We start from the raw sequence: 5,678 nt of genomic DNA, 5'->3' as shown, positions 1-5,678 counted from the left end.
GCCCGGGGGCCGGTAGACGGGGGGCCGGGCCTGCGTGCTCCCCAGGTCGAAGGCGATGCCGCAGTAGCCGCAGGTGTAGTGCGTCTGCCCGGGCTTGAGCGCGAAGGGGGCGTTGCAGTCGGGGCAGCGGGGCGATCTGGGTCCGGTCCGGGCCATGGGATGGGTCTACACCATCCGGGCGACATGGGCGGGCCGGTTGAAACACAGAAGCCCCCTTCCTCCCGTGGGAGGAAGAGGGCTTCCGAGACTCCAGCAGCGGAGTGGGTTTCAGCGACTACGGGACGGTGGCCTTGATGGACACGCCCGTGAACGCGCTGTAGCCGCGCACGGAGACGTACCAGGTGCCCGCGGCGGGGCTGTTCAGGGTGCACGTCTCCGCGTTGCCGCTGGCGTACGGACGGCAGTTGTAGGCGCTGGTGGTGGGCTGCGAGCCCTGGCGCACGTACAGGTCCGCGTCACCCGTGCCGCCCGACTGCACGACGGTCAGCGTGGTGGCCCCGGCGGGCACGGTGATGGCGTAGTGCGTGAAGGAGCTGGCGGCGCCGGACAGGCCCGTCTTCTCCAGCAGCGTCGTGCCCGGAGGCGTCGTGCCGTTGATGGTGTTGTTGATCCACGTCTCGAAGGACGACACGCGGCCGTACAGGCCCGGGTAGCGCGAGTCCGCGCAGCCGTAGCCCCAGCTCACGATGCCCGCGAGGACGCGGGTGCCGCCCTTGAGGACGGTGAGGGGACCGCCGGAGTCACCCTGGCAGGAGTCCTTGCCGGGGGAGGCCGCGCCCAGCTGGTCCGCGGAGATGACCTCGTCCGGGTACTTCGCCTGCACGTCGCCGTTGGTCATCAGCGCCACGTCGACCGTCTGGAGCGTGGTCGGCAGCGAGGAGGAGCCGCTGCTCAGCGTGCCCCAGCCCGTGACGCGCGAGATGACGCCCGCGTTCGTCACGCCCGCGGCGGCGTCCGCCGCCGTGACGATGGGGATGGCCTTCGCGTTCGGGCCGCTCAGGTCCAGGGGCGAGGACAGCTTCAGCAGCGCCGCGTCCTTGCCGACGTTGGCGTCCACGTAGCCCGGGACCACGAAGACCTGGGAGACCGTGCGGACCTGTCCGTTGGTGGCCGTGCGGTTGGTGATGCCCGCGACGACGCGGCCCGGCTTGCTGATGGTGCCGCCCGAGTTCACGCAGTGCTGCGCGGTCAGGATCCAGTTCTCGTTGATGATGGAGCCGCCGCAGAAGTGGCTGCCGCCGCTGCTCTGCAGGGACACCTGCCACGGGTTCTCCGTGATGGTGGTGGCGCTACCACCGACGATCTCCTGCGTGGCCGCGGCAGGAGCCTCCTCCTTCGGGGCCTGCTCCTGGCTCGCCTGCGGCCCACAACCGATGACCAGCAGCGACATCACGCTCGCGGTAGCCCAGCCACGCACGACCTGACCTGAAAGCATGTGAACCTCGTATAGGGGGGATTCGCGGAAACGGGCGCATTGTGGAGGAGCCCGGAGCTTCTTGTAAACTCCTCAAGCGCGTTTTTTTATCGCAACCGGATGACTACTGTATGTTTCATCCGGTTTCATCCGTTGACGCTGCCCGGTCGTTCCCACGGTGGAATTCCAGTGAACGCTTCGACGAGGAAGTCCACCATCACCCGGACCTTGGCGCTCACGTGGCGGCGGCTGGGGTAGAGGGCCAGCACGTCGATGTCCGGCAGGTGATGGTGGGGCAGCACGCGCACGAGCCGGCCCAATCGCAGGTCCTCCGCGACGAGGAACGTGGGCTGCCAGGAGATGCCCGTGCCGGCGAGTGTCGCGGCGCGCAGGGTGTCACCGTTGTTGGTGTGCATCACGCAACGCACCTTCACGCTGGAGGCCGCGCCGGCGTCATCCACGAGCTGCCACTCGTCAGCGGTGGCGGAGTAGGAGTAACCCAGGCAGGCATGGTCGCCCAGGTCCGCGGGGACCTTGGGGCGTCCGTGGCGGCGCAGGTAGGCCGGTGACGCGCACACGAGGTTGCGGGAGGTGGCCAGCTTGCGCGCCACGTGGGTGGTGGCGCCCGCGCGCGAGACGCGGATGGCCAGGTCGTAGCCCTCGTCGATGATGTCCACGACCCGGTCGTTCAGCGCCACGTCCAGCTCCACGTCGGGGTAGCGGCCCATGAAGCGGGGCCAGAGCGGCGCCAGGTGCAGGATGCCGAAGCTCACCGGGGCGTTGATGCGCAGCCGCCCGCGCGGCTGCAACGACGCGGAGGACGCCAGCGCCTCGGCTTCCGCCACCTCGTCCAGGATGGAGCGGCCCCGCTCGTAGAGCGCTTCACCTCCCTGGGTGAGCGACAGTTTGCGCGAGCTGCGGTTGAGCAGGCGGGTTCCCAGGTGTGACTCCAACTCGTTCACATACCGGGTGACATTGGCGGGCGATGTGTCGAGCGCATGCGCCGCCCGCGTGAAGCTGCCCTTCGCCACCACCGTCACGAAGACCTCGAATGCGCGCAACCGGTCCATCCCCTGCCTCCTCAAGATTCACAAAAGCTGAAGGGTTGAACCATCTTCGCTGCCTTCTTCCAAGGGAAGCTGAACCCTATGTTTGCTTCATCGACGGGGCACGACGCCTCGCCGGGTGGTTGCTCCCCTTCGCGTCCTGGAGTCCGTCATGTCCTCCTTCTTCACGTCGTCCCGCCGCACCCTGCTCGCCGGCGCCGCCGGTCTGGGCGCCTCGCTGATGGTGGCCTCCGCCGCCAGGGCCGCGTCGGGCCCGTCGCTTCCCCGGGGCTTCGAGCAGCGCCACGCCGACGTCAATGGCACCCGCCTGAGCTACCTCATCGGAGGCCAGGGTTCGCCGGTGGTGCTGCTGCACGGCTACACGCAGACGGGCCACATGTGGCTGCCGCTGCTGCCCCATCTTGCCCAGCACCACACCGTCATCGTGCCGGACCTGCGTGGCGCGGGCGGGTCCTCCAAGCCGGCCTCCGGCTACGACAAGAAGACGCTGGCGGTGGACATCCACGCGCTGACGACCTCGCTGGGCCATGAGCGCGTGCGCATCGTGGGGCACGACATCGGGTTGATGGTGGCGTACGCCTTCGCGGCCCAGTTCCCCCAGGCCACGGAGCGGCTGGTGTTGATGGATGCGTTCCTGCCCGGCGTCGGTGACTGGAAGCAGGTCTGGCTGCTGCGGGACCTGTGGCACTTCCACTTCACCGGCGAGACGGCCCTGGCGCTGGTCAAGGGCCGGGAGCGGACGTACTTCGAGCACTTCTGGAACGACTTCGCGGCGGATCCGAAGCGCTCGGTGCCGGAGGCGGACCGCCGTTTCTACTCGAAGGCCTACGCGCAGCCGGGCGGCATGCAGGCGGGCTTCGAGTACTTCAAGAGCTTCGAGCGCGACGCGCAGGACTTCGCCGGGTTCGCGGCGACGCCGCTGACGATGCCGGTGCTGGTGCTGACGGGGGAGAAGGCCAGCGGCAACGGCCTCATCGAACAGGCGAAGCTGGTGGCGTCCAGCGTCCAGGGCCAGGTCGTCCCCGGCTCGGGGCACTGGCTGATGGAGGAAGCGCCCCAGGTGGTGATTCCCGCGCTCACCACGTTCCTGGATGCGCCGTGAGGCACGCGGCTTCAGCGCCGCGCTCGGGCCAGGGCACCACGCCGAGCGCATCGGCCGCGAGCAGGAAGTCGCCCACCATCCGGCCCTGGGCTCCGAGCGTGGCGGGGGAGGCCGTCGCCGCGAGCGCTTCGCGGCCCCGCTCGCGCCACGCCGCGTCCTGCGTGAGGGCGTGCAGTGCGGCCAGGAAGCGCGCCGCCGCCACGTTGTGCGCGAACGGGCGCTCCCGCCTGGCGAACATGCCCACCGCGTCCCGGTCCGGCGTCTGTTCGTAGAGCGCGCCTCCTGACGGATCCGCGAAGTCCCGCAGCATCGCCTGGCCCACGCGCAGGCCCGCGTCCCGGTAGCGGGCCTCCCCCGTGGTCCGCGCGAGCAGCGCCAGGGCCCGTCCCAGCGCCGCCGCGTCCGCCAGGAAGCGCGGGCCCGAGTGGGGCGTGGCCTCGCGCCACACCTCGCCGTCGCTGCCCACGTGGGTCGCGAGCAGCACGTCCACGGCCTTCCTCGCGGCGGCGAGGGCCCGTGCGTCGCCGGTGGCTTCGTGCAGCGTGACGAGCGCGGCCACGGCGAGCCCGTTCTCCCGCGCGTACACGTGCGGGTCCACCCATGGCAGGCCGAGCGCCCGGCGGCCCGCGTCGTCCCGCGCGTAGTAGACGTGCCCATCCACGAACGGGATGCTCCGGTCGTGCGCGCCCACGTCCGCGTCCTGGTTCGCGTAGAACGTGCCGTCTGGAGCCTGGAGGAAGCGCTCCAGATAGCGGGCGATGCCGCGTGCGTCCTCCAGGAGCGCGGGCGTCCGCAGCAGGGCCCAGGCCCGCGCGTAGGCCTCCAGGTTGGATGCCTGCATGAACATCAGCTTCTCGAAGTGGGGCGCCTTCCAGTGGGGCGCCGCCGAGTATTGATAGACGCCGCCCCACACGGGGTCGAGCACCGCGCGCTGCCGCTCCAGCGTGAGGATGATGCGCTCACGCGCCGCCGCATCCCCGCGCGCGGCGCGGAGCACCTCGAACTCCACGTTGGCCCCGAGCGGCGCCTTCTGGGTGCGGCCCCAGCCGCCCTCCTTCGGGTCGTACCAGCCGTCCAGGTCCCGGGCGACGCTGGCGGTCACCCACGGCAGCATCGCGGGGACGGCGGGCAGGTCCAGCGGCAGCGGGCGCGCGGTGTCGCGGGCCTCCACCTCCAGGGCCTCCACGCGTTGGAGCAGGGCGCGCAGTCGCTCCGGCGCGAGGTAGCCCCGGTACCTGCCCACCTCCTCCGCGTCGGGCGTGAGGAGGATGGTGGCGGGCCAGCCGTAATCCACCCAGCGTTCGGCGAGGTCCGGCCGCGCGTCCACGTCCACGCGGATGGCCACGAAGCGTTCGCGCAGCAGCCGGCCCACCTCGGTGTCGCGGTAGGTCGTCTCGTCCATCACGTGGCACCAATGGCACCACTCGGCGGCGCCATCGACCAGGATGTAGCGGCCCTCGCGCTTCGCCCGCGCGAAGGCCTCCGGACCCCAATCCTCCCAGGTGAACGCGGGTGTCTGCCCAAGCGCCCGGGCCCGGACGATGTCCACCTCCGGGGGCGTACCGGCCCGGACGTGGCCTCCGGGCGCGGCGGCGCGGTGGCAGGCGGACAGGGTGAGCATGATGGCGAGCGCGAGGCGCGGTGGAGCACGGTGCATGTGCTTCACGGTACGGCCCCGGGGCCCGGATGGTTTCACCGGGTGTCAGGGCCGGGGGCCGTGGGGTGAGCTTCACGTCGAACACGCGCGGTCGCGGACGACGGCGTCGCGCTGGGGCGCTTGGCCCTTCTGACGCGAATGGTGGTCACCCGTGTATGTCGTGTCGGACCCATGCGGGCGGTGGTCCGTGACCCTTGGTTTGTCACGACGGGCGCGGGCTAGGCTTTGCTCCTCAAGTCCAGTCGGTTGCAAAGCCAGGACGGCTCGCGCAGGCCTTGCGTCAGCAAGGAGCTGCGTGCTCCGCGGAGAGGTGAAGTTGCCCCGGTTTCGTGGAGTCCCACCCGCTGTGCGAAAAGGGTCCCACGATGCCGAAGTCACGCCCCCCATACCCTCCGGAGTTCCGTGAGCGGGTCGTCGAGCTGATGAAGGCCGGCCGGT

General features: G+C 70.6%; 4 protein-coding genes. 1 reads left to right on the top strand and 3 read right to left on the bottom strand.

What is annotated here, in order from left to right; genetic code table 11:
• Positions 1-274: 274 nt before the first annotated feature.
• Positions 275-1,435, bottom strand: coding sequence for a trypsin-like serine protease (locus tag D7Y13_RS37535; protein WP_120585988.1), 1,161 nt, complete (start codon positions 1,433-1,435; stop codon positions 275-277).
• 125 nt (positions 1,436-1,560) lie between these two features.
• Entirely contained in the window at positions 1,561-2,484 is a 924-nt protein-coding gene (locus tag D7Y13_RS37530) for a LysR family transcriptional regulator (RefSeq protein ID WP_120535196.1), read from the bottom strand.
• A 148-nt stretch (positions 2,485-2,632) separates the two neighbouring features.
• Here D7Y13_RS37530 and D7Y13_RS37525 point away from each other — a divergent pair, with 148 nt between their 5' ends.
• A complete protein-coding gene (locus D7Y13_RS37525) occupies positions 2,633-3,583 on the top strand; it encodes an alpha/beta fold hydrolase (protein ID WP_120585987.1) in 951 nt (316 codons plus the stop codon).
• On the opposite strand, the gene D7Y13_RS37520 is transcribed toward D7Y13_RS37525, so the two are convergent.
• Entirely contained in the window at positions 3,558-5,240 is a 1,683-nt protein-coding gene (locus D7Y13_RS37520) for a DUF255 domain-containing protein (RefSeq protein ID WP_120585986.1), read from the bottom strand. The genes D7Y13_RS37525 and D7Y13_RS37520 overlap by 26 nt on opposite strands.
• Positions 5,241-5,678 lie beyond the last annotated feature (438 nt).

This window comes from Corallococcus praedator, assembly GCF_003612125.1.
In the GTDB taxonomy this organism is placed as follows: Bacteria; Myxococcota; Myxococcia; order Myxococcales; family Myxococcaceae; genus Corallococcus; species Corallococcus praedator.
The sequence above is the reverse complement of the archived record's forward strand: the minus strand, read 5'-3'. Positions and strand labels throughout refer to the sequence as shown.